A 20,270-nucleotide genomic window follows, 5' to 3' on the forward strand; every position below is an offset into this window, starting at 1 on the left:
TCGCCTCGTCAGGGGGTGTAGCGCAGGAGCCAGTCGCGGTCGGGGTCGCGGCCGAACTCGGGGTCGTTGGGTGGGTCGGCCGGCTTCTCCTCGACCAGGTCGGCCGCCGCCACCCGCTCGGGCAGGTGGCCCCAACGCGCTGCGCGGGCGGCCTGATCGGCCTCCGGGTCGGCCGCCGTGCGTGCCTCGGCCGGCGGTTGCGGGTGGTCGTGGCCCCGCTCGGCGTCGAGCCGTTGCCCGGTGTCGGGTCGTGCTTCGCCGTCCGGCTGTGGTTCGAGGTCGGACCGTCGTTCGTTGCCCATGACTACCCCTGCCCTCTTCAGGCCGTGCCCGCTTGACGGCTCAACCGTACCTCCGGCGGCGCGGGGATAATGGGGTGGTGTACGTCGAACGTCGTTCCCACCTGGCTCCGCTGATCGTCTGGACCCGAACCGTCGAGGCGGACGGATCCGCGCGGGTGCTCCCGGACGGCTGCATCGACCTGATCTGGTCCGGGGACGAGTTGGTCGTGGCCGGTCCCGACACGCTGGCCCACGTGGTGGAGGACCGGGTCGGGGCGCGCTACGCGGCGGTGCGCTGCGCCCCCGGGGTCGGGCCCGCGCTGCTCGGGACGCCCGCCGACGCGCTGCGTGATCGGCGGATCCCGCTGGCCGACGTGTGGGGCGAGCGCGATGTGCGGATCCTGAGCGAACGCCTCGCCGCCGCCCCCGACCCGGCGGCGTTCCTGGAGGAACTGGCCGCCGCGCGGCTGCGCGACCGCGACCCCGAGGCGGCCCGCTTCGCCGGCACCGTGGTCGGCGAGTTGCGGGCCGGCGCCGACGTCGCGACGGTCGCCGCCGGCGTGCGACTGAGCGAGCGTCAACTGCACCGCCGCTCGCTGGCCGCCTTCGGCTACGGGCCCAAGACGCTGGCCCGGGTGTTGCGCCTGGAACGGGCGCTCGACCTGGCCCGCACCGGGATGCCGCCGGCCCGGGTCGCGGCGGGCACCGGATATGCCGACCAGGCCCACTTCGCCCGCGACGTCAAGGCGCTGGCGGGCGTGCCGCTGCGCACGCTGCTGGGCTGAGCGCGCGGTCCCCTGCCGGCTACGCGGCCTGCGACCGCGGGGCGAGCAGGTCCACGCCGTTGCCGTCCGGGTCGTGCAGGACGGCGTACCGCTGTCCCCAGAACGCGTCCCACGGCGCCCGGTATCCGGTGAACCCGGCCGCGACCAGGTCGGCGTACTTCTTGTCGACCTCCGCCGGGTCGGCGAACGCGAAGGCCAGCGAGGCCCGGTGGCCACCCGTGGGCGGGGTCCAGTCCGGGGCGAACGAGCGGACCGTCGCGATCGTGTCGAGGACCAGCAACGGGCCGTCCGGCAGCGGCACTTCGACATGCGGCTCGGCATCGGCGTCGGCCGGGACGGCCAGGCCCAGGGCCCGGTAGAACGCGAGCGAGGCGGCCATGTCGGCGACCACGAGCCCGATGAAGTGGAAGCGGGGCGTAGGAGAAGTCATGCCCGCACGCTAGCCGGCCGCGGCGCTCGTGGTCTTGAACGAATCGGACGTGTCGCCGGGGCGGCCCCGGGCCCCGATCAGCGCCCGGCACGCCGGCCCCACACCAGCGCGAGCAGCGTGGTCGCCGCGGCCAGGGCCGCGCCGAACCACAACACGCTCGACGTGGCCACCGCGTCCACCGCGACCCCGCCGAGCAGCGAACCCAGCGAGATGGCCAGCTGGAACCCGGTGACGAAGACCGCCGAGCCCGCCTCGGGCGCGTCCGGCGCCACCCGCGACATCCACCCCTGCAACGCGACCGGCACCGCGCCGTACGCCAACCCCCACACGAGCATCGCTGCCGCGGTCCCCGGCGTCCACGTTCCCGACACCGCGAGCACCACGACCGCCGCGGTGAGCAGCCCGGCGGCGAGGGCGAGCGTGCGGTGCGGCGGGCGGGTGGCGTACGCCCCGGCCAGCACGTTCCCGACCACCCCGGCCACGCCGTAGCCCAGCAGCAGCGCGCCGATCGGCCCCGGACCCAGGCCGCCCAGCTCCTCCAGGACCGGTCGTACGTAGGTGTACGCGCCGAAGTGCCCGGTGACCACCAGGACCAGCGCCGACGCACCGGCCACCACCCCACCGCGCCGCAGCAGCGCCGGGATCTCGCGCAGCCGCACCGCCCGTTCGGCGGGCAGCGGCGGGAGCAGGACGAGCAGGGCGACCAGCACCACCGCGCTGAGCCCGGCCATCGCGGCGAAGGCGGCCCGCCAGCCCGCCCACTCGCCGATCATCGTGCCCACCGGCACACCGACCACCGAGGCCACGGACACGCCGCCGAAGATCACCGCCGAGGCCCGACCGACCGAACCGGCGGGCACCAGTCGTATCGGCAGGCTCGCGCCGATCGCCCAGAAGCCGCCGATGCTGACGCCCACCAGGACGCGGGCCACCAGGAGCGTGGCGAAGTTCTGCGCGAGGGCGGCGATCGTGTTGGCGGCGAGCAGCACGATCATCATCGCGGCGAGCACGACCCGCCGATCCACCCGCCCGGCGGCGACCAACACCGTCGGGGCGGCGAACCCGGCGACCACGGCGGCCAGGGCCATGGCCAGGCCCGTGGTGCCGTCGGAGACGCGCAGGCCGTGCGAGATCGGGGTGAGCAGGCCGACCGGCATCATCTCGGTGCTGACCACCGCGAAGGTGCCGACGGCGATCGCCGCCACCGCGAGCCAGGAACGCGCGGACGCGGTCCCGGGCGCCGGGTCGGCGGGAGTGGGTCGGGCAGGGGCGGGAGGGTACGCGTCGGTGTCGACGACCGGGTTGGACATGCCCTCCACCCTGGGCACGGCCCCGATCCCGAACAACGGCGAAGATCGCATGCGAGCATAGGGGCCGCTTATGCTCGCAGGTCGGAACATGGGAGACGGCCCACCCGGGCCCGGCGCCCGGTGCCGGGACCGAGCGGGGGAGGGGAACGGGATGAGTGTGGAGTTCCGGGAGCTGGAGTGCTTCGTCGTGCTGAGCGAGGAGCTGCACTTCACCCGTACCGCCGCCAGGCTCTACACCTCGCAGGCCCGGGTCAGCCAGTTGCTGCGGCAACTGGAGGACCGAATCGGCGCACGACTGTTCGAGCGCAGCAGTCGCCGGGTCCGGCTCACCCGGCAGGGCGAGTCGTTCCTGGCCGAGGTACGACCCGCCTACGTCACTCTCACCGGCGCGGTCGAGCGGGCCAAGGCCCGCGCCCGGGGCATCGAGGGCGTGCTGCGGATCGGCTTCGTCGGCACCCCGTACGGCGCTCTCCTCGACCTGGTCGGCGACTTCCGCGCCCGGCACCCGCAGGCCCGCGCCGACCTGGTCGAGACGCCGCTGTCGGACCCGTTCGGCCCGGTGCTGCGCGGCGAGATCGACGCCGCCTTCGTGACCCTGCCCGTGGGCGATCCCACGCTGTGCACCGGCCCGGTGATCGCCGCCGACCCGCTGGTGCTCGGCGTCTCGACGCGGCACCCGTTCGCGCGGCGTGCGCGGGTGGACGCGGAGGAGTTGGCCGACTGCGTGTTCGTGGAGATCGCCGGACCCGCGCCCGCGCCCTGGCGTGAGCTGCAGTCGCCGACGGTGACCCCGGGCGGGCGGCCGATCCCGCGTGGACCGGGCGCCGGCACCCTCCAGGAGGTGCTGTCGCTGATCGCGGGCGACCACGGCGTGCTGCTGTTCTGCGCCCAGTTCGCCGCGTACAACGGCCGCCCCGACGTGGCCTTCCTGCCGGTGACCGGGCTGACCGAGTCGGCGGTGACGCTCACCTGGCGGCGCGGGGACGAGACCACCCTGCTGCGCGCGTTCGTGGCGGCCTCGGGGCGGCAGATCGTACCGGCGTAGCCGCGCACGGTGAGCCCGGGCCCGGGTCGGGCGCCGTCGGGCCCTACCGTGGAGGGCGTCCGTCGATCCCGTACCGAAGGCCCCGGTCATGCCGCTGCTCACGATCAAGTCCGAAGGTGAGGTCGAGGTCGAGGTTCGGCGTTCCCGCTTCGTGTGCGCCCTCGCGCGGGTGTCCGACGACGCGCAGGCGCAGGCGTTCCTGGCCCGCCGCCGGGCGCTGCACGCGTCCGCGCGGCACAACTGCTCGGCCTGGATCGCGGGCGGGCAGGAGAAGGCGTACGACGACGGCGAACCGTCGGGCACGGCCGGTGCGCCGATGCTCCAGGTGCTGCGGCGCCGCGAGCTGACCGAGACGGTGGCGGTGGTGACCCGGTACTTCGGCGGCATCATGCTGGGCGCCGGCGGCCTGATCCGCGCCTACGGCTCGGCGGTGACCGAGGCGGTGGACGCGGTCGGCGTGGTCGAGCTGCGCCCGATGCTGGTGCTGACCGTGGATGTCGACCACGCGCACGCCGGGCGGCTGGAAAACGACCTGCGCGGGCTCGGCCACGAGGTGCGCGACATCCGCTACGGCGCCGAGGTGGCGATCGACGTGTGTGTCCCGGAGCCGGACCGGGACCGCTTCGTGGGGCGGTTGACCGACCTGACGGGCGGCCGGGCGAGCGCCCGCGAGACCGGGCGTACGTTCGTCGAGGTGGACGCCTCCCCAAACACTTCCTGACGCACTTCTCGCGCCCGTACGCCCCATGCCGGTTGAAACCCGCCTCAGGTCGGAACACCAATGGGTGTACGGGTACTCGCGCGGGGGCTGCGGGAAATGAGGAAGTGATGACGGCTGGATACGACGAGAAGTCGGCCATCGACCAGGCCGAGGTCGTCCGGGCGGTGCGCGAGCGGGTGATCCGGGCCCGTTCCGTGCTGACGGAGGCGAGTGACGCGCACGACACGAACGCCTTGCCGCCGGCGCTCGACGAGCTGGAGGACGCGCTGCACGAGGCGCGGGAGTACGGCGTGAGCGTTCCCCCGGCGGGCGAGACCTGAGCGGTCACCGACCGGCTTCGAGGGCGGTTGATTCAGAGGCGCCTGTTTCAGGGTGGTTGTTCCGAGGGTGCCTGTTTTGAGGGTGCCTGCTTCAGGGGTTTTCGTGCAGGCCCGCGTCGGCGGGGCCGAGGACGAAGCGCGTGAAACGCACCCGCAGGCCCGCGCGCTCCGGTGAGCAGCAGAACGGCCCGGCGGTGGCCGACGCGTCCGGGGACAGCGGGGCGAGTCGGATGGTCCGCCAGGGCTCGTCGGCCGGCCGTGCCCGGATGGTGAGCGCGTCGCCGGCCCGGCTGACCCGGACGGTGATCGGGCCGCCCGCCCACTCGGGTACCGGGGCGATCGACCAGTCGGAGACACCGTGTGTGACCACGGCTCCGACGTGCAGCGCGCCGTCGGTGACCTCGACGCCCGCCTTGACCCAGGTTTGCTCGTCCACCCGGACGAACACCCCGGCCTGGTCGTAGAGCGTGTCGAACTCCGCCTCGAAGGTGACCTCCACCGCCGTGCCCGGCGGCAGGTCGGCGAGCAGCGCACTCCCGGTGTCGCGGGTGAAGCCGTAGGAGGTCTGTCGCCAGAAGTCGGCGCCCGGCACCGGGGTGACCACCAGTGCGTCGCCGTCGCGCTCGGCGCCGGCCGGCGGGTTGAGCCAGTGTGCGTCGTCCCAGTCCACCGCCACGGAATGCATTCGCCGAGCCTATCCGGGCCCTGGGGCGAAACCGTCCGGGTGCTCGTCCGCCGGCTCCGGTGCGGCCGGATGGAAGATCGTGGCGAGGCCGGCGAGTGCCGTGTCGAGGTCGGTGAGCGGGCTTCCCGGGGGTCGGTGGGTGATGGGCAGCGGGTGGTACGGCGTGCCGGGTCGACGACCGATCGCGCGGCGCACGGCGCCGATGTTGGCCGCCACGGCGGTCCTGGCCTCGGCGGTCGGGGTGTGCCCGGGGGCGGGTTCGGCGAGGCGGTGGGCCGGTCCCACGCAGGCGCGTACCGCGTCGATCGCCTGGACGGGGTGCGGGCCCGGGCGGTGTCGGCGGACCAGTCGGTGGTGGGCGCGCAGGGCCGGTTCGAGCGGGTGCAGCGCGGCGACCGCGGCGTCGAAGCGGTGCACCGGGTGGTCGGTGGACGACGGTGCGCCGATGGGGCCGGCGAGGAGCGGGGTGAGTGCGGCCAGGGCGTCGGCGACCCGGCGGCGCAGGATGTCGACGGTGCGGATCGGCAGGATCAGCCAGGCGGTGGCCACGCCGAGCGCGGCCCCGAGCAGGATCGCGGCGAGGCGATCCACCAGCAGGTCGCCGGCGGGTTGGCCGAAGTAGCCATAGAGCAGGGACAGTACGGCGGTCACGCAGGCGGCCCAGTAGGCGTAGTCGATCGTGCGCAGCCAGGAGCCGAGGGCGAGCAGGGCGAACATGACCGGTATCGCGCCGGCGTCGTGGGCGGCGAACGCGCCGCCGAGCACGCCGGCGAAGGCGGTGCCGGCCGCGGCGCCGACGGTGCGCAACACACCCCGGTGCAGCGCGTCGCCGCGGCCGCGGGTGCCGGCGCAGACGAGGTAGGCGGTGAGCACCGCCCAGGACCAGTGCGTGGGCCAGAGATGGCGGCCGAGGGCGAAGGCCGCGCCGAGGGCGAGACCGGTCTGCACGGCCATCCGCGTACTCGCGGGGAGGCGGCGCCGGGTGCCGGTGGAGGTGCCGGGTCGACGTGGCTCGGGGCCGGGGCCGGGGATGGCCAGGTGCACCGCGCCGACCCAGACGGCGGTGACCAGGGTGCTCAGGCCGACCCACAACGTGTGCGTGTGATCGGCGGGACGGGTGCCGACGGCGGGCAGGACCAGGCTCGCCACCAGGGGCAGCGCCGCGACATTCGCGGCGGCGGCGATCCGGGAGGCGAAGCGGCGCAGTTCGACGGTGGTTGCCATGGCGAGTGCGAACAGGGTGCCGCCGACGGCGGGATGACGCGGGATCAGGGAGCCGATCTCGGCGGCGAGCATGGCGACCGGGGGCAGGACGACGCAGGCGAGCGCGCGGTCGAGCGGGTCGGCGTCGCGCTGCGTGCGGGCCAGGGTCAGCGCGATCACCACGGCCGCGACGACGATGTCGGCGTGTAGGTGGGCGGTGCGTTGCAGGAGGAGGGCCGAGCCGTAGGCGGCGAGCACCGAAACCATCGCGACGGTGGTCGCGCGAGGCGATTCCATGGCGGAAATCGTAAGCGCAAGCTTAGTAAATGGTAAGTGATAGCTTGGCAATATGACCGGAGCGGGAGCGAGCATGGAGCCGTCGACGGCCACCGGGCAGGGCGGCGGACGGGCCGACGGGCCGGTCGCGTCGGGCGATGTGGCCGCGATTCGGCGCGGGATCACCGCGGTCGCCGGGCGCATGCGGGCGAGTCGGTCGGCCGACGCGTTGAGCAGCAACAAGGTGGTGGTGCTGGGCCGGCTGCTGCGGCACGGGCCGTGTACTCCGGGCGAACTGGCCGCCGCCGAGCATCAGCAACCCCAGTCGCTCACCCGGGTCTTCGCGGAGCTGGCCCGGGACGGTCTGCTCACCCGGGCCAGGGACGCCCGGGACGGGCGGCAGTCGGTGCTCACGCTGACCCCCGCCGGCCGCGCGGCGCTGGTGCGCGACGCGGCGGAGCGGGACGCGTGGCTGGCCGGGGCGATGGGATCGCTCACCGAAACCGAGCGGCAGGTGTTGCGCCTCGCCGCCGACCTGATGCGGCGGATGGCCGGCGACGGGGCGAATGACACGGAAGTACCACCCGAGAGTGATAAGTGACCGCGTACTATAGGGTTACGGTGACACGTCAGTCCGGGCGGCTCGCCGTCAGGGCCTCGTCGAGCAGTTCGCGCGTCTCGGCGATCGCGGTGGACAGGGTGGACGCGGTGAGTCGGCCGGCGATCTCGTCGACGTCGCGCAGGCCCGTACGGTCGAGCAGGGTCTTCTCGTTGGTCACCCACTCGCCGCGACCGGCCGCCACCGCGTGTGCCGCCTCGCAGGCCGCCCGGCCGATCGCCCCCGCGACGTCGGTGACATGCCCGTGCGCGGCGTGCGCCTGGTCCGCGTAGGTCAGGGTCAGGCGCGCGTCGTCGCTCCACCGGGCGTGTGCGGCGCGGCGCAGCGCCGACGGGTAGGACGGGCGCGGCAGGTCGCCGAACAGCACCCGGTTGACCGCGAGTTCGGCGACCACGAGGTAGGTGGGCACGCCGGCGAGGTGGAACATCAACCGCTCGACCTCGAAGCGGCCCGCCCGTGCCTCGGCCAACCTCCGCTCCACGTCCGCGAGTTCGCGATAGTGGAGGTCGATCGGCCGGTCCTCCACGGTGAGCCGGGCGCCGCCGTTGAAGACCCCGCCGCCCCAGGCGCCGAACTCCGACACCTCGCCCGGCCAGCCCAGTCCCCGGATCGCGTCGGGGGTGAAGCCGTCGCGGTAGTAGACCGCGAAGTCCCAGTCGCTGTCGGGTCGGTGGGTGCCCTGGGCACGAGACCCGCCGAGTACCACGGCGGCCACTCCGGGCAGCGCGGCGAGACGTTGGGTGACGTGGGTGGTGAAGGATGCGTCACTGGTCATGTTCGGCAGCGTAACCCGGCGCCGGCAAAACGGTTGGCCGGGGCGCGTGGGTCGGGATTCGTCGGTCGGGGCTCATCGGTCGGGGCTCATCGGTCAGGGCTTGAGGTAGCCGCGCCGCACCGCCTCGTCGATCAGTTCCAGGGTGTAGGCCCACAACGACGGGGAGCCGTCCTCGATCGTGCTGCCCTGTTTGGCCAGCACCTCGGTGCGGGTGAGGTCGTACTCGCGCCAGGTGCCGCCCTCGGTGTGGAAGTTGAGCAGGCACGGCTGGAATCGGTCGATCGCCTTCGCGAAGCGCGCGTCGGGCGTCTCGCGGGCCTCGAACTCCTCCCACAGCGCCCGGAGTTCATCGCCCTGCGGCGCCGGAAGCAGGCCGAATATACGGTCCGCGCCGCGCTGCTCGCGCTCGACTTGGTCGGCCTCGGCGACGCTGTCGTAGTAGAAGGTGTCGCCCGCGTCGATCTCGACCAGGTCGTGGATCAACAACATCCGGGTCACCCGGGCCACGTCGACATCGGTCGCGGCGTGCCCGGCCAGCGTGCCGGCCAGCATGGCCAGGTGCCAGGAGTGCTCGGCGGTGTTCTCGCGCCGGGAGGCGTCCGCGATCAGGTTGCGCCGCACCACGCCCTTGAGCCGGTCGATCTCCAGGATGAAGCCGACCTGTGCGGCGAGGTGCGGGTCGGTGGGCGGGAACAGGGGAACACCGGACAAGACGACTCCTGACTGGATCGAACGATCACGCGGTATCCAGATCGCACCACCGTTCCGCGAGCGCGGTCACCAGCAGGTGGGTGTTGGTACGCGGCACGGTCGGGATCACGGACGCGTCCACGATATGCAATGCGCGCAACCCGAATACCGCCCCGGTCGGGTCGACCACGCCGGCGGCCGGGTCTTCGGCCATCCGGCAGGTGCCGACGCCGTGGTAGAACGCGTAGTGGGTGCGCCGGATCAGTTCGTCGGACTCGGCGTCGCCGAGCGCGGCCGCGCGGTCTGCCTCGGTGTTGTCGAGGAGGATCCCGCTCTCGCGCGCGATGCGCGCTGCGAGGCGGCGGCCCTCGCGCAGTCGGGCCAGGTTGTCGGGGTGGGCCGGGAACGGCCAGTCGATCCGGGCGGGTGCGGCGGGGTCGGCGGCGGTGGGGGTCACCGTGCCGGCGCCGGCGGGGAGTTGCAGGCTCACGCTGATGTCCAGCTCGCACGTGCCGTCCGGGTCGCGCCGGGCGACGGGGGTCAGCTGGAGGTCGTGGCGGCGGCGGGCGGTCGCCTTGGCGATCAGCTGGAGGGTGGGCGCGTCGGCCGGGACCGCGTCGGGGTCGACCCGGGCGGCGAAGGAGACCACCGGGTGGTCGGTCAGATGCCGGCCCACGTGCGGGTTCGCGGCGGCGAGCCCGGAGCGGGCGAGCAGGAGCGGGGACTGAACCACGCCGGCCGCCAGGACCACCCGACCGGCGGGCACGATGGCGCCGTCGGCGAGTTCGACACCGACCGCACGGCCGTGTTCGACCAGCACGCGTGCCACGTGCGTGTCGGCGCGTACGGTGACCCGGTCGGCCGCGCCGGCCAGGTAGGCGGCGGCGTTGGAGACCCGGGTGCGGTCCCGGCGGTTCATCGGAATCGGGCCGACGCCGGTGCCGGTGGGCGCGTTGTGGTCGGCGCAGTTTGGCATGCCGACGGCCGCGCAACCGGCGGCGAACGCGGCCTGGAGCGGGGCCCAGTCGGCGCGCGGGTGCCGGATGATCGGGATCGGCCCGTCGGTGCCGTGGTAGGGCCGGTCGCCGAAGTCGAGATCGTGCTCGATCCGGTTCAGGCACGGCAACATGTCGGCCCAGGACCAGCCCTCGGGCCAGGTGTCGAAGTCCTCGGGTTCGGGGCGCATGGCCACCGCGCCGTTGGTGGCGGACGAGCCGCCGACCACCCGGCCGCGCGCGTACCGCAGGTCCCGATCGCCGGAGACGACCGTGTCGCCCCAGTCGTAGGGCGCCCGGATCGGGCGCGACAGCCGCCGCAACTCCTCGGGCAGTGCGGCGGGTCCGGCCTCCAGCAGGAGCACGTCGTGGCGCTGCGACAACCGCGCGGCGACCACGCACCCGGCCGACCCGGCTCCGACCACGACGACCTCGAAACCCCGCATGTTGCCCACTTCCGTGCGAACCGACGATCCGTCATGGCTATCATGGCCATGATGGGCACACAAGAGGCACGCACGACCGCAGGGTTTGCGTGGCATCACAAGGACCGGCGGGAGGTGACGTGCGGAAGCGTCATCGCCGAGTACATGGTGAGTGCGGGCGTAATCGGCCGCGCCGCGCCACGCCTCCCGAACGCATGTGGTGGGTTATCCGTGCCGCTTCGGCGGGTCGGGGGGCGTGACGCCCTCCGGGACGATGTAGTCGCGGATCAGGCGTTCGGCGTCGCGGACCAGCGGGCGGAAGACCTTGTAGCGGGACAGGGTGATCAGGCGTTCCACCATCGGGGTGGTGCGGGCCACGAAGGCGCGGGACTTGGTGCGCTCGGGTGAGCGGTCGTATACCCAGAAGAGCACGATGCCCATCAGGTGCAGCCACAACAACTCCGGGAGAAGTTCGCCGAGTTCGTCGTCGATGCGGAGCGAGGAGCCGCGCAGCACGTCGGCGAACAGCTCGGTGACCTGTTCGCGGATCGGGTACGACTCCGCCGAGAACGGGCTGAGCGGGCTCTCCGGGTCGGCGGCGTTGCGGAAGAACTGGACCGCGAACGCGTGATACGGCTCGGCCACCTCCAGCCACACCGACAACACCACCTGGAGTCGGTCGCCGAAGTCGCGGACACCGCGCAGCTCCTGCCGGCAGCGGGTGATGTGCTCGTGGGTGAGGCGGTCGTAGAAGCCGTGGATCAGGTGCTCTTTGGAGCCGAAGTAGTAGTAGGCGTTGCCGACCGAGACGCCGGACTCCTGGGCGATGGCCCGCATGGTCGTCTTGTCGTAGCCGCGTTCGCGGAAGAGCCGCAGCGCGGTCTCCAGGATCAGGGACCGCGTCTGCTCGCTCTTGCCGGGGCGCCCGCCCGGGTCCGTCCTGTCGCCGCCGTCGGTCGGGTTCGCTGCGTCGGTGCCTGCCACGTGCTCCACGAGAGGCAAGGTTAGTGGGCGAGGTCGCAGGCGTCGTCACACTCGACGACCGTCCAGGGTTCCCGGTAGGGGTCCCCGTCCGGGTCGGGCGGCAGCGGTCCCCGGTGTGTGGCCGAGCGGATCCGGGCCGCGCCCAGGACGGCGGCCCGGGCCATCGGCATCCCGATCGGCGTGCCGAGTCGGAAGGACAGGCCGCGGTACGCGCGCAGTGCCCACAACACGGTGACCCACGCGGCGGCGCCGGACCACACCTCGCCCGAGCCGCCCACCACGGTGAGTTCGCGCAGGGTGGCCTCGTGGTCCAGGTCGGGATAGCGGTTGCGGGCGCGCGGCGAGCCGGCCGGCACCAGATCGACCGCGATCAGGGTCGGCTGCCGGGCGATCCAGCCGGACAGCGCGGTGCACAGCGGGCAGTCGGAGTCGAAGAGGACGGTGATCCGGCGGACCGGGGGAGGTGGGGCGGGGGTACCGCGCCGGGCCGTCCCCTCCGATCGGCCCGGCGCGGTGTTCCCCTGGGAGATGGTCATCGGGATCAGACCCCGGGAGCCGGGTGGGTGGAGCCCTGGGGCGCGATCGGCGGACCGTAGGCGCGGCCGGACAACTTCCGGGCCCGCTGGGGCGCGTGCGTGCCCGGATCGGTCGCCTCGTCCAGGCCGCGCCGCCGGATCCGACTCAGCACGTAGACGTTGAGCAGGTGCAGACCGCCCAGGACCAGCGACACGGTGCCGAGCTTGACGGACAGCGCCTCGACCGAGCCGCGGGCGTCGTCGACGGTGTCGCCGACCTTGAGGTAGAGCGCGACGAAGCCGAGGTTGACGAGGTAGAAGCCGACCACCAGGAGGTGGTTGACGGCGGCCGCGAGTTCTTCGCGGCCGCGCAGGACGTCCTGCAGGAAGATCTGTCCGTTGCGGCTCAGTGTGCGTGCCACCCATACGGTGAGCGCGATGCTGATGCCCAGGTAGATGGCATAGGTCAGGACGGTCATGTCCATGGACCGGCTCCTTTTTGAACGTGTTCAAACCAGCCGACGCCGGTGACTCTAGACCTGTTTTTGAACACGTTCAAGTTCTTGGTCGGGCGGGTGCGCGAAATGGGTCGGAACGCGCGAAACCCGTCGATCACCCCGCAAGGGCGAGGTGGTCGACGGGCGTTGGGGAGCGGGTGGGGGTGGGAGGGGTCGGTCAGGCGGCGGCCGGCGCGGACCAGTCGATGTGGTGGCGCTGCGCCTCGCCGAACATCCGTTCCGGGGTCAGTACGGTGCGGGTCATGATCGGCATCAGCAGGGCCATGACGGCCTTGGTGAGCGGCCCCGCGGCCTTGCTGTTGTTGGTCTTGGCGGCAGCGGCGGCGATCTTCTCGACCCGGGGTCGGCGCATCGCCTCGTATGCGGCGAACGCGGCGATCGGGTCGGGCAAGTCGCGCAGGCAGCGGGCCAGTTGTACACCGCTTTCCATCGCGAGTGAGGCGCCCTGGCCGGAACTGGCCGAGGGGGCGTGCGCGGAGTCGCCGACCAGGACCAGTCGTTCGCGGTGCCAGTGCGGCAGCGGGGGCATCAGTTCGAGCGGACCGGCGACCAGGAGGTCGTCGGCGGAGGCCGCGCGCAGCACCGCCTCGGCGGGGACGTCGCCCGCGTGCGCCTCGCGCAGCAGGCCGAGCCACCGTTCGGCGGGGACCGCGCGGGCCTCCGCGGTGGTCATCGGCGGGTGCGGCAGATTGCTGAACAGGGCCACGCCGCCGTCGGATTGGGTCCAGTAGCCGAAGAAGGCGCGCTTGCCGAAGGCGAAGTGCATGGTGCCGGGGGCGGGCCGGGCGTCGCGGTCGCCCGGCAGGTGGGCGCCGACGCCGAAGCCGAGCAGGCCGACGTATTTCGGGGCGGGCGCGGCGGGGTCGATCAGGGTGCGGACCGTGGAGCGGATGCCGTCCGCGCCGATCAGGATGTCGGCGCTCGCGGTGCTCCCGTCGGCGAACTCGGCGGTGACGCCGTCGGGTTCCTCCCGCACCCCGACGAGCCGGCGGCCGTGTTCGATGCGGATGTCGTGGTCGAGGGCGTGCTCGCGCAACACCCGGTGCAGGTCGGCGCGCAGCACGGTGCGGCTCGGGGGCAGGCCGGGCAGACCGGTGGCGGCGCCGAGGCGTCGGCCGCGACCGTTCTCGAAGACCATGTCGGAGGTCGGCTCGCCGATCGCGCACACCGCCTCCTCGGCGCCGATCACCCGCAGCGCGTCGAGCCCGTTGGGCGCGATGCTCAGCGCGCCGCCCGACGCGTCGCCGGGCGCGATGTCGGCGTACGCCTCGTACACGGTGGCCTCGATGCCGGCCCTGCGCAGCGCGCACGCCGTCACCGGTCCGGCGATGCCGCCGCCGATGATCATCGCGGTCCTGACGCGGTTCATGTCTGTACTCCGAGGTGAGGGTGGGGCGGGGCAGGCGGGGCCCGACCCGGGTGGATGTCGGGAATTACCCGGTCAGGGAGTGTGCGCGGGGTCGGCCACGGTGGGCGTGGTGCCCTCGCGGCGGGCGCGTCGTACGTCCTCGACGAACTCGCGGCTGAACATCGCGGACAACACCGCGACGCCGCTGCGGTGGATCCGGACCTCGCCGTGGTCGATCGCACCGACCAGGCGGATTACCCGGCCCTCGGCGGCAGTCGGCGCGGCGGAGTCCTTGACCCGGCCGCGACCGGTCCAGCGCAACCCGCTCTGCTCGATCACCGCGTCGTCGGGGACCAGGAGCTTGAGCATCGCGTGGTCCAGGTCGACCCGGATCTCGATGTCGCCCTCCTCGATCCGCGGCGAGCGCAGGTCGAGCACGGCGGCGGCCCGCCGTTCGCGGACCTCGAAGGTCGTCGCGGTGGTCCAGTGGCCCAGGTGCTTGGTGGTGGCGTGGTCGGCGTGGATGCGGACCGGGTCGGCGGTGTTCATCGGGAGGCTCCTCGGGATCGCTGTGGGGCTTCGGGACGGTGTATGGCTTCGATGAATCGATAGTCGCATGGCGACTAGTGTTTAAGCAACTAGTACCCTCGGGGCTAGTTGCCGGAAATCCAGTAGGGTTGGCCGCATGACGACGACTTTCCGCAGGTCACCGCTTGCGCTGGCGCTGCTGGGCCTGCTCTACCGCGACCCGATGCACCCGTATGCGATCCAGCAGCGGATCAAGCAGTGGGGCAAGGACAAGGTCGTCAACGTGGGCCAGCGCGCGTCGCTGTACAAGACGATCAATCGGCTGCGCGAGGCCGGGTTGATCGCGGTGCGCGAGACCGAGCGCGATCAGCAGTACCCGGAGCGGACCGTCTACGAGATCACCGAGGCGGGCCGCGTCGCGTGCCACGCCTGGATGGCGGAGATGGTGGGTACGCCGCGCAACGAGTTCCCCGAATTCCCGGCCGCGCTGTCCTTCCTGGCGCTGGTCACCCCGGAGACGGCGCGCGAGTTGTTGACCCGGCGTCGGGAGGCGCTGGTCGCCCGGCTCGCCGATCTGGATGCGGAGGCGGCGCAGACCACGCGGATGAACCTGCCGCGTGTGGTGGTGTTGGAAGACGAATACCTGCGCGCGATGACCGACGCGGAACTGCGCTGGGTGGACGCGGTATCGGCCGATCTGGCGGCGGGCCGGCTGGCCTGGGACCAGGCGTCGTTGGCCGCCTTCGTCGACGCGACGGCGGAGTAGCCGCCGCACGCACCGTCGGCACCTCCCCGGGGTGCTTGTGCGGCGGCCGTATCATCCACCTGATCGACAACTCGGTGACCGCGCTCGGCCCGGGCGCGCCGGGTGGCGACGACCCCGGGAGCGACCTTGTCCGACGCACTGGAATACCACGTTCTGCACATCGCGGTGGAGACGGAGAGCGAGGGGCGCGCCATCCTCGACGAACTGGCCCGAGACCCCGGCCGGTTCGGCGAACTCGCGCGCAAACGCTCGAAGGACCCGCTGTCCGCGGCCAAGGGCGGCGACCTGGGCTGGGGGCAGGAGGACGACTACGCCGACGCGTTCGCCGAGGCCCTGGTGGCGCTGCGCCCCGGGCAGGTGAGCGACCTGGTTCCGGCCCAGTACGGCTTCCACATCATCAAGCTGGTGAACACCCGACCGGCCCGCTACGTCGACGAGGACTGAGTCGGCGCCCGTTCGGGTGACGGATCCCGCGCGGACGCATCCGGACGGCGACGGTGTGCGTCCATGGGGCAGGAGCGTCGTCGTGCGGCGGGAACCCCCGTTGCGCCGGCGTGCGATCGAAAGGGGTACCCGGGATGACTCGTACTCGGCACACGCCGGACACCCGCCGGCCCGGCGCGGCGAAGGTGTTCGGCGCGGCGGTCGTCGCCCTGGCCGCCGTCGGACTCTGCGCGCCGTCCGCCTCGGCGGTGCGCAACGGTACCGATGCGCCGGCCGGAGCGGCGCCGTACACCGTCGCGCTGTACACCGCCGACGGCGAACTGCTGTGCGGCGGAACGCTGGTGGCCCCGCGCAAGGTGCTCACCGCGGCGCACTGCGCCACGGCGGTGGACGACCCGACCGGCATCACCGTGGTCGCCGGCAAGGTGGAGTTGACCGCGCCCGGCGGTCGGACCCGGAAGGTGACCGGCGCGCGCGTGCACTCGAAGTACACCCAGGGCACGCTCACGTACGACGCGGCGGTACTGACGCTCGACCGGTCCCTCGAGGACCCGACACTGCCGATCGCCGGCGCCAAGGACGGCGCGCTCTACACCCTCGGCAAGTCCGCGACCGTCTACGGCTGGGGCAAGCGCGACGGCGGCGTGCCCACCACGCGGCAGCAGCGGACCACGCTGGTGTTGTCGCCGGTGGCGTCCTGCGAGCCGTACACCTTCCCCGGGGACACCACGGCCACCAAGGTGTGCGGCCTGCCGCCGGCCGCCAACCCGGGAACCAGTATCTGCCGGGGCGACTCGGGCGGGCCGCTGGTGGCCGGCGGCAAGCTGATCGGCATCGTGTCGTCGGGCAACAAGTATTGCGACGGCGCCCAGCCCCGCTCGGTCTTCACCCGCGCGAGCGCGGTCACCAAGGACCTGGGTCTCTAGCGCTTTTCCCTTCGTGAGCCCGTCGCCGCACGGCGACGGGCTCACGGCACCCCGCTATACACACGAGGTATACCTGGTGCGTATAGTGCTCGGCATGTCAATCGGCCACACCCTGCTCGGGCTCCTGGAGTCCGGACCCTGCCACGGCTACGACCTCAAGCGCAGCTTCGACGAGCGCTTCGGACGCGACCGTACCCTCGCCTACGGCCAGGTCTACTCGACCATGTCGCGGTTGTTGAAGAACGGCCTCGTCGAGATAGACGGGCTCGAATCCGGCGGTGGTCCCGAGCGCAAGCGTTACGCGATCACCGACGCCGGTGTCACCGACGTCGAACAGTGGCTCGGCCGGCCGGAGACGCCGGAGCCCTATCTCCAGTCGACGCTCTACACCAAGGTCGTCCTCGCGCTGCTGACCGGCCGCGACGCCGCGGACATCCTCGACACCCAGCGTGCCGAACACCTGACCATGATGCGCGAGCTGACCCGGCGCAAGATCGACGGCGACCTCAGTGACCGACTGATCTGCGACCACGCGCTGTTCCACCTCGAGGCGGACCTGCGCTGGCTCGAACTCACCGCCGCCCGGCTCGGCGAACTCACCCTGGAGATCCGCAAGTGACCGACTCCCTGCTCAGCGGCCACGACCTGCACAAGACCTACGGATCGACGCCCGCCCTCGCCGGCGCGGAGTTCACCATCCGCTCGGGCGAGGTGGTGGCCATCATGGGCCCGTCCGGATCGGGCAAGTCGACCCTGCTGCACTGCCTGGCCGGCATCGTGCGCCCCGACTCCGGCACCATCCGCTACGACGGCCGCGACCTGACCGCGATGTCGGACGGCGGGCGGAGCGCGCTGCGCCGCAGCGACTTCGGCTTCGTCTTCCAGTTCGGCCAACTCGTACCCGAACTGACCTGCCTGGAGAACGTCGCGCTGCCGCTGCGGCTGAACGCGGTCAAGCGCAAGGAGGCCGAGGCTCGGGCGCGGGAGTGGATGGAGCGCCTGGAGGTGGCCGACCTCGCGCGCAAGCGGCCCGGCGAGATCTCCGGCGGCCAGGGCCAGCGCATGGCGGTGGCCCGTGCGCTGGTGATCCGTCCCCGGGTGGTCTTCGCGGACGAGCCGACCGGCGCGCTGGACTCGCTCAACGGCGAACGGGTGATGCAACTGCTGATCGGGGCGGCCCGATCCACCGACGCCGCGATCGTCCTGGTCACCCACGAGTCGCGGATCGCCGCCTACTCAGACCGGGAGATCGTCGTGCGCGACGGCCGGTCCCGAGACATGGCGCGCGCCGCGTGAACGTCTTCCGTGATCTCAGGATGGGCGCCGGATTCGCGGTCACCGGCGGCCGGGAAGGCTGGATCCGCACACTGTTGACCGCTGTCGGCGTGGGTCTCGGGGTGGCGCTGCTGCTGTTGACCACCTCGATTCCGAGCGCGCTGGCGGCGCGGGACGAGCGGGGCCGCGATCGCAACGAACAGCGTGGGCAGGCGGCGCAGGCCGGCGACCGTACGCTGCTGATCGCCAACGCCGACACCAGTTACAAGGGCGACGAGATCCGCGGCCGGCTCGTGCGGGCGGAGGGCCCGAAGGCGCCGATCCCGCCGGGGCTGGTCAAGGTGCCGGGGCCGGGGGAGATGGTCGTATCGCCGGCGCTGGCCGACCTGCTCGATTCGAGCCGGGGGCGGCTGCTCCGGGAACGGTTCCCGTACCGCACGGTCGGCACGATCGGCGACAAGGGCCTGATCGGCCCGGACGAACTGGCCTTCTACGCCGGGAACGACACCGTGACCGCGGGCGACCGATGGAGTTCGGTGCAGCGGATCACCGCGTTCGGCAGTCCGTTTCCCGCCGAACCGATGGATCCCCGGCTGGTGTTGCTGGTCGTGGTCATGTTCGTGGTGCTGCTGATGCCGGTCGCGGTGCTGATCGCCACGGCCGTGCGGTTCGGCGGCGAGCGGCGGGACCGGCGGCTCGCGGCGCTGCGGCTGGTCGGCGCCGACGCGCGAAGGACCCGGTGGATCGCGGCGGGGGAGGCGCTCGCGGGATCACTGTTCGGCCTGCTGTTCGGGCTCGGCTTCTTTTTGATCGGGCGGCAACTGACCGGCGTGGCCTCCGCGTTCGACCTGAGCATCTTCCCGGCCGACCTGGATCCGAGCGTGCCGCTCGCGGTGCTCGTGGCGCTGGCGGTGCCGTGCTCGGCGGTCGCGGTGACGCTGTTCGCGCTGCGTGCCGTGGTGATCGAACCGCTGGGCGTGGTCCGGGCCGGCACGCCTCCTCGGCGCCGGGTGTGGTGGCGCCTGCTGCTGCCGCTCGCGGGATTGGCCGCGCTGTACCCGCTGATCCGCCGGGGGTCGGAGAGCGGGCAGTTCAACCGGGGACAGGTCGTGCTCGGCGTGGTGCTGCTCCTGCTCGGGGTCACCGCCATGTTGCCCTGGCTCGTGGAGGCGGTGGTCTCCCGGCTCGGCGCCGGTCGGGTGCCGTGGCAACTGGCGGTCCGGCGGCTCCAGGTGGGCAGTACCTCGGCGGCCCGGGCGGTCAACGGCATCGCGGTCGCGGTGGCGGGGGCGATCGCGCTCCAGATGCTCTTCCTGGGGATCGAGAACGACTACACCAAGGAGACCGGCGCGGATACGACGCGGGCCCAACTCTCGGTGAACTCCGACGCGCCGATGGGCACCGAGGGGATCGAGCGGATCGCCGGGCGGATCCGGGAGGCGGCGGGGGTGCGCGGCGCGCTTTGGCGATCCTCCACCCGCCTGGCCGAGCCGGGCGACGAGCCCGGTCCGGGCGCGTCGTTGACGATCGGGACGTGTGACGCGTTGCGCGAATCGGCCCGGATCGAGGGATGTGCGGACGGAGACACGTTCGTCATCGATCCGCGCACGTCGAATTCCGTCGGGGGCATGCGGCCGGTGCCCGGGAAGAACGTGGTCATCGAGACGGGCCACGGCCCGAGTGCGACGCCCGTGCTCACGCCGTGGGTGATCCCCGCGGCCGCGCGCACGGTCCCGGGTCGGGCGGACGGGAGCGGGATCGCCCCCGACGGGGTGTTGGCGACGCCCGGCGCGGTGCCGGCCGCCGTGAGCCGGCAGCTGACGTACTCGATGACCTTGGCACTCGACCCGGCGGTGCGGGACGCGAGCGACCTGGCGCGCAACGCCGTGGCCCGGGTGGATCCGTTGGCGCAGGTGTACACGCTGAGCGAGACCCACGAGTCCCGGCGGTTCGCGAACGTGCGCACCGCGCTGTTCATCGGTTCGACGGTGGTGCTGCTGATGATCGGTGCGAGTCTGCTGGTGACCATGCTGGAACAGCTGCGCGAGCGGCGGAAGTTGTTGTCGGTCCTGGTCGCGTTCGGCACCAGGCGCAGCACGTTGAGCTGGTCGATCCTGTACCAGGCGGCGATCCCGGTGGTGCTCGGCCTGTTCCTCGCGGCGGGCACCGGGGTGGCGTTGGGCGCGGCGCTGCTCGGCATGGTGCAACGTCCGTTCGGGGTGGACTGGACCGGGCTGGTCTCGATGACCGGGATCGGCGCGGGTGTGGTGCTGTTGGTCACGGCGCTGAGTCTGCCGCCGCTGTGGCGGATGATGCGGCCGGACGGGCTGCGGACGGAGTAGACGCACGGAGCCGCGCACGGTTCGGCCGAGCGCGTGGCGGCGTCGGGCCCGAAGTCTTCGGGCC

The 20,270-nt window shown here is 72.7% G+C and carries 24 protein-coding genes; 11 read left to right on the plus strand and 13 right to left on the minus strand.

Features of this window, described 5'->3' with window-relative positions:
* Window positions 1-8: 8 nt before the first annotated feature.
* Window positions 9-302, minus strand: a complete 294-nt coding sequence (locus tag ACFRCG_RS13915) for a hypothetical protein (protein WP_380031208.1) — start codon at window positions 300-302, stop codon at window positions 9-11.
* Between the two features lie 77 nt (window positions 303-379).
* Between ACFRCG_RS13915 and ACFRCG_RS13920 the strand changes: the two genes are divergently transcribed.
* Window positions 380-1,066 carry a helix-turn-helix domain-containing protein gene (locus ACFRCG_RS13920; RefSeq protein ID WP_380031209.1) on the plus strand — a complete coding sequence of 229 codons (687 nt, stop codon included), beginning with the start codon at window positions 380-382 and terminating at the stop codon, window positions 1,064-1,066.
* Window positions 1,067-1,085: 19 nt separating this feature from the next.
* Here ACFRCG_RS13920 and ACFRCG_RS13925 read toward each other — a convergent pair whose 3' ends face one another.
* The gene (locus tag ACFRCG_RS13925; protein ID WP_380031211.1) at window positions 1,086-1,496 is read right to left on the minus strand and encodes a VOC family protein; all 411 of its coding nucleotides are present in this window, start codon (window positions 1,494-1,496) and stop codon (window positions 1,086-1,088) included.
* A 77-nt stretch (window positions 1,497-1,573) separates the two neighbouring features.
* Window positions 1,574-2,806, minus strand: a complete 1,233-nt coding sequence (locus ACFRCG_RS13930; RefSeq protein WP_380031213.1) for an MFS transporter — start codon at window positions 2,804-2,806, stop codon at window positions 1,574-1,576.
* 151 nt (window positions 2,807-2,957) lie between these two features.
* Between ACFRCG_RS13930 and ACFRCG_RS13935 the strand changes: the two genes are divergently transcribed.
* The 3 genes from ACFRCG_RS13935 (at window position 2,958) to ACFRCG_RS13945 (ending at window position 4,892) form a co-directional block, all read left to right on the plus strand.
* Window positions 2,958-3,851, plus strand: a complete 894-nt coding sequence (locus ACFRCG_RS13935; protein WP_380031214.1) for a LysR substrate-binding domain-containing protein — start codon at window positions 2,958-2,960, stop codon at window positions 3,849-3,851.
* 88 nt (window positions 3,852-3,939) lie between these two features.
* Entirely contained in the window at window positions 3,940-4,572 is a 633-nt protein-coding gene (locus ACFRCG_RS13940) for a YigZ family protein (protein ID WP_380031216.1), read from the plus strand.
* 107 nt (window positions 4,573-4,679) lie between these two features.
* Window positions 4,680-4,892: a hypothetical protein gene (locus ACFRCG_RS13945; RefSeq protein ID WP_380031218.1), complete on the plus strand. Its 213-nt coding sequence runs from the start codon at window positions 4,680-4,682 to the stop codon at window positions 4,890-4,892.
* A gap of 91 nt (window positions 4,893-4,983) precedes the next feature.
* On the opposite strand, the gene ACFRCG_RS13950 is transcribed toward ACFRCG_RS13945, so the two are convergent.
* Both ACFRCG_RS13950 and ACFRCG_RS13955 read right to left on the minus strand, forming a co-directional pair.
* Complete coding sequence (locus ACFRCG_RS13950; RefSeq protein ID WP_380031220.1) at window positions 4,984-5,577, minus strand: DUF1349 domain-containing protein; 594 nt, start codon at window positions 5,575-5,577, stop codon at window positions 4,984-4,986.
* A gap of 9 nt (window positions 5,578-5,586) precedes the next feature.
* Window positions 5,587-7,077: an FUSC family protein gene (locus ACFRCG_RS13955; RefSeq protein ID WP_380031222.1), complete on the minus strand. Its 1,491-nt coding sequence runs from the start codon at window positions 7,075-7,077 to the stop codon at window positions 5,587-5,589.
* A 52-nt stretch (window positions 7,078-7,129) separates the two neighbouring features.
* On the opposite strand from ACFRCG_RS13955, the gene ACFRCG_RS13960 reads away from it, so the two are divergent.
* Window positions 7,130-7,657, plus strand: coding sequence for a MarR family winged helix-turn-helix transcriptional regulator (locus ACFRCG_RS13960; protein ID WP_380031224.1), 528 nt, complete (start codon window positions 7,130-7,132; stop codon window positions 7,655-7,657).
* 28 nt (window positions 7,658-7,685) lie between these two features.
* Here ACFRCG_RS13960 and ACFRCG_RS13965 read toward each other — a convergent pair whose 3' ends face one another.
* The 8 genes from ACFRCG_RS13965 to ACFRCG_RS14000 form a co-directional block, all read right to left on the minus strand.
* On the minus strand, window positions 7,686-8,450 hold the full coding sequence (locus ACFRCG_RS13965; RefSeq protein WP_380031226.1) for a nucleotidyltransferase domain-containing protein: 765 nt from the start codon (window positions 8,448-8,450) through the stop codon (window positions 7,686-7,688).
* 93 nt (window positions 8,451-8,543) lie between these two features.
* Window positions 8,544-9,161: an HD family hydrolase gene (locus ACFRCG_RS13970; protein ID WP_380031228.1), complete on the minus strand. Its 618-nt coding sequence runs from the start codon at window positions 9,159-9,161 to the stop codon at window positions 8,544-8,546.
* A gap of 25 nt (window positions 9,162-9,186) precedes the next feature.
* The gene (locus tag ACFRCG_RS13975) at window positions 9,187-10,581 is read right to left on the minus strand and encodes a GMC family oxidoreductase (protein ID WP_380031230.1); all 1,395 of its coding nucleotides are present in this window, start codon (window positions 10,579-10,581) and stop codon (window positions 9,187-9,189) included.
* Window positions 10,582-10,785: 204 nt separating this feature from the next.
* Window positions 10,786-11,553 carry a TetR family transcriptional regulator gene (locus ACFRCG_RS13980; RefSeq protein WP_380031232.1) on the minus strand — a complete coding sequence of 256 codons (768 nt, stop codon included), beginning with the start codon at window positions 11,551-11,553 and terminating at the stop codon, window positions 10,786-10,788.
* Between the two features lie 11 nt (window positions 11,554-11,564).
* A complete protein-coding gene (locus ACFRCG_RS13985) occupies window positions 11,565-12,080 on the minus strand; it encodes a thiol-disulfide oxidoreductase DCC family protein (RefSeq protein WP_380031234.1) in 516 nt (171 codons plus the stop codon).
* A gap of 5 nt (window positions 12,081-12,085) precedes the next feature.
* Window positions 12,086-12,544, minus strand: coding sequence for a hypothetical protein (locus ACFRCG_RS13990; RefSeq protein ID WP_380000477.1), 459 nt, complete (start codon window positions 12,542-12,544; stop codon window positions 12,086-12,088).
* Between the two features lie 190 nt (window positions 12,545-12,734).
* Window positions 12,735-13,946 (minus strand): FAD-dependent monooxygenase, encoded by a 1,212-nt coding sequence (locus tag ACFRCG_RS13995; protein ID WP_380031236.1) that lies wholly within the window; start codon window positions 13,944-13,946, stop codon window positions 12,735-12,737.
* A gap of 72 nt (window positions 13,947-14,018) precedes the next feature.
* Window positions 14,019-14,474 (minus strand): hypothetical protein, encoded by a 456-nt coding sequence (locus ACFRCG_RS14000; RefSeq protein ID WP_380031238.1) that lies wholly within the window; start codon window positions 14,472-14,474, stop codon window positions 14,019-14,021.
* A gap of 136 nt (window positions 14,475-14,610) precedes the next feature.
* Here ACFRCG_RS14000 and ACFRCG_RS14005 point away from each other — a divergent pair, with 136 nt between their 5' ends.
* From ACFRCG_RS14005 to ACFRCG_RS14030, 6 genes are all read left to right on the plus strand, one after another.
* A complete protein-coding gene (locus ACFRCG_RS14005) occupies window positions 14,611-15,219 on the plus strand; it encodes a PadR family transcriptional regulator (protein WP_380000471.1) in 609 nt (202 codons plus the stop codon).
* Window positions 15,220-15,345: 126 nt separating this feature from the next.
* Window positions 15,346-15,663 (plus strand): peptidylprolyl isomerase, encoded by a 318-nt coding sequence (locus ACFRCG_RS14010; RefSeq protein ID WP_380031239.1) that lies wholly within the window; start codon window positions 15,346-15,348, stop codon window positions 15,661-15,663.
* A gap of 134 nt (window positions 15,664-15,797) precedes the next feature.
* Window positions 15,798-16,589 (plus strand): S1 family peptidase, encoded by a 792-nt coding sequence (locus tag ACFRCG_RS14015; RefSeq protein ID WP_380031241.1) that lies wholly within the window; start codon window positions 15,798-15,800, stop codon window positions 16,587-16,589.
* Window positions 16,590-16,683: 94 nt separating this feature from the next.
* Window positions 16,684-17,208, plus strand: coding sequence for a PadR family transcriptional regulator (locus ACFRCG_RS14020; protein ID WP_380000465.1), 525 nt, complete (start codon window positions 16,684-16,686; stop codon window positions 17,206-17,208).
* Window positions 17,205-17,885, plus strand: coding sequence for an ABC transporter ATP-binding protein (locus tag ACFRCG_RS14025; RefSeq protein ID WP_380031243.1), 681 nt, complete (start codon window positions 17,205-17,207; stop codon window positions 17,883-17,885). Before ACFRCG_RS14020 ends, ACFRCG_RS14025 begins: the two co-directional genes overlap by 4 nt.
* 20 nt (window positions 17,886-17,905) lie before the next feature.
* Window positions 17,906-20,206 carry an FtsX-like permease family protein gene (locus ACFRCG_RS14030; RefSeq protein WP_380031267.1) on the plus strand — a complete coding sequence of 767 codons (2,301 nt, stop codon included), beginning with the start codon at window positions 17,906-17,908 and terminating at the stop codon, window positions 20,204-20,206.
* The last annotated feature ends 64 nt before the right edge of the window (window positions 20,207-20,270 follow it).

This window comes from Embleya sp. NPDC056575, assembly GCF_042793325.1.
In the GTDB taxonomy this organism is placed as follows: Bacteria; Actinomycetota; Actinomycetes; order Streptomycetales; family Streptomycetaceae; genus Embleya.

Excerpts from the sequence above, each read along its gene's own strand:
- ACFRCG_RS13960 (WP_380031224.1), top strand. The coding sequence starts at position 7,130 with ATGACCGGAGCGGGAGCGAGCATGGAGCCGTCGACGGCCACCGGGCAG.
- ACFRCG_RS13965 (WP_380031226.1), bottom strand. The coding sequence starts at position 8,450 with ATGACCAGTGACGCATCCTTCACCACCCACGTCACCCAACGTCTCGCC.
- ACFRCG_RS14020 (WP_380000465.1), top strand. The coding sequence starts at position 16,684 with ATGTCAATCGGCCACACCCTGCTCGGGCTCCTGGAGTCCGGACCCTGC.
- ACFRCG_RS13935 (WP_380031214.1), top strand. The coding sequence starts at position 2,958 with ATGAGTGTGGAGTTCCGGGAGCTGGAGTGCTTCGTCGTGCTGAGCGAG.
- ACFRCG_RS13930 (WP_380031213.1), bottom strand. The coding sequence starts at position 2,806 with ATGTCCAACCCGGTCGTCGACACCGACGCGTACCCTCCCGCCCCTGCC.
- ACFRCG_RS14000 (WP_380031238.1), bottom strand. The coding sequence starts at position 14,474 with ATGAACACCGCCGACCCGGTCCGCATCCACGCCGACCACGCCACCACC.
- ACFRCG_RS13940 (WP_380031216.1), top strand. The coding sequence starts at position 3,940 with ATGCCGCTGCTCACGATCAAGTCCGAAGGTGAGGTCGAGGTCGAGGTT.
- ACFRCG_RS13925 (WP_380031211.1), bottom strand. The coding sequence starts at position 1,496 with ATGACTTCTCCTACGCCCCGCTTCCACTTCATCGGGCTCGTGGTCGCC.
- ACFRCG_RS13955 (WP_380031222.1), bottom strand. The coding sequence starts at position 7,077 with ATGGAATCGCCTCGCGCGACCACCGTCGCGATGGTTTCGGTGCTCGCC.
- ACFRCG_RS13985 (WP_380031234.1), bottom strand. The coding sequence starts at position 12,080 with ATGACCATCTCCCAGGGGAACACCGCGCCGGGCCGATCGGAGGGGACG.
- ACFRCG_RS13915 (WP_380031208.1), bottom strand. The coding sequence starts at position 302 with ATGGGCAACGAACGACGGTCCGACCTCGAACCACAGCCGGACGGCGAA.
- ACFRCG_RS14005 (WP_380000471.1), top strand. The coding sequence starts at position 14,611 with ATGACGACGACTTTCCGCAGGTCACCGCTTGCGCTGGCGCTGCTGGGC.
- ACFRCG_RS14030 (WP_380031267.1), top strand. The coding sequence starts at position 17,906 with ATGGGCGCCGGATTCGCGGTCACCGGCGGCCGGGAAGGCTGGATCCGC.
- ACFRCG_RS13995 (WP_380031236.1), bottom strand. The coding sequence starts at position 13,946 with ATGAACCGCGTCAGGACCGCGATGATCATCGGCGGCGGCATCGCCGGA.
- ACFRCG_RS14015 (WP_380031241.1), top strand. The coding sequence starts at position 15,798 with ATGACTCGTACTCGGCACACGCCGGACACCCGCCGGCCCGGCGCGGCG.
- ACFRCG_RS13975 (WP_380031230.1), bottom strand. The coding sequence starts at position 10,581 with ATGCGGGGTTTCGAGGTCGTCGTGGTCGGAGCCGGGTCGGCCGGGTGC.
- ACFRCG_RS13990 (WP_380000477.1), bottom strand. The coding sequence starts at position 12,544 with ATGGACATGACCGTCCTGACCTATGCCATCTACCTGGGCATCAGCATC.
- ACFRCG_RS13945 (WP_380031218.1), top strand. The coding sequence starts at position 4,680 with ATGACGGCTGGATACGACGAGAAGTCGGCCATCGACCAGGCCGAGGTC.
- ACFRCG_RS13950 (WP_380031220.1), bottom strand. The coding sequence starts at position 5,577 with ATGCATTCCGTGGCGGTGGACTGGGACGACGCACACTGGCTCAACCCG.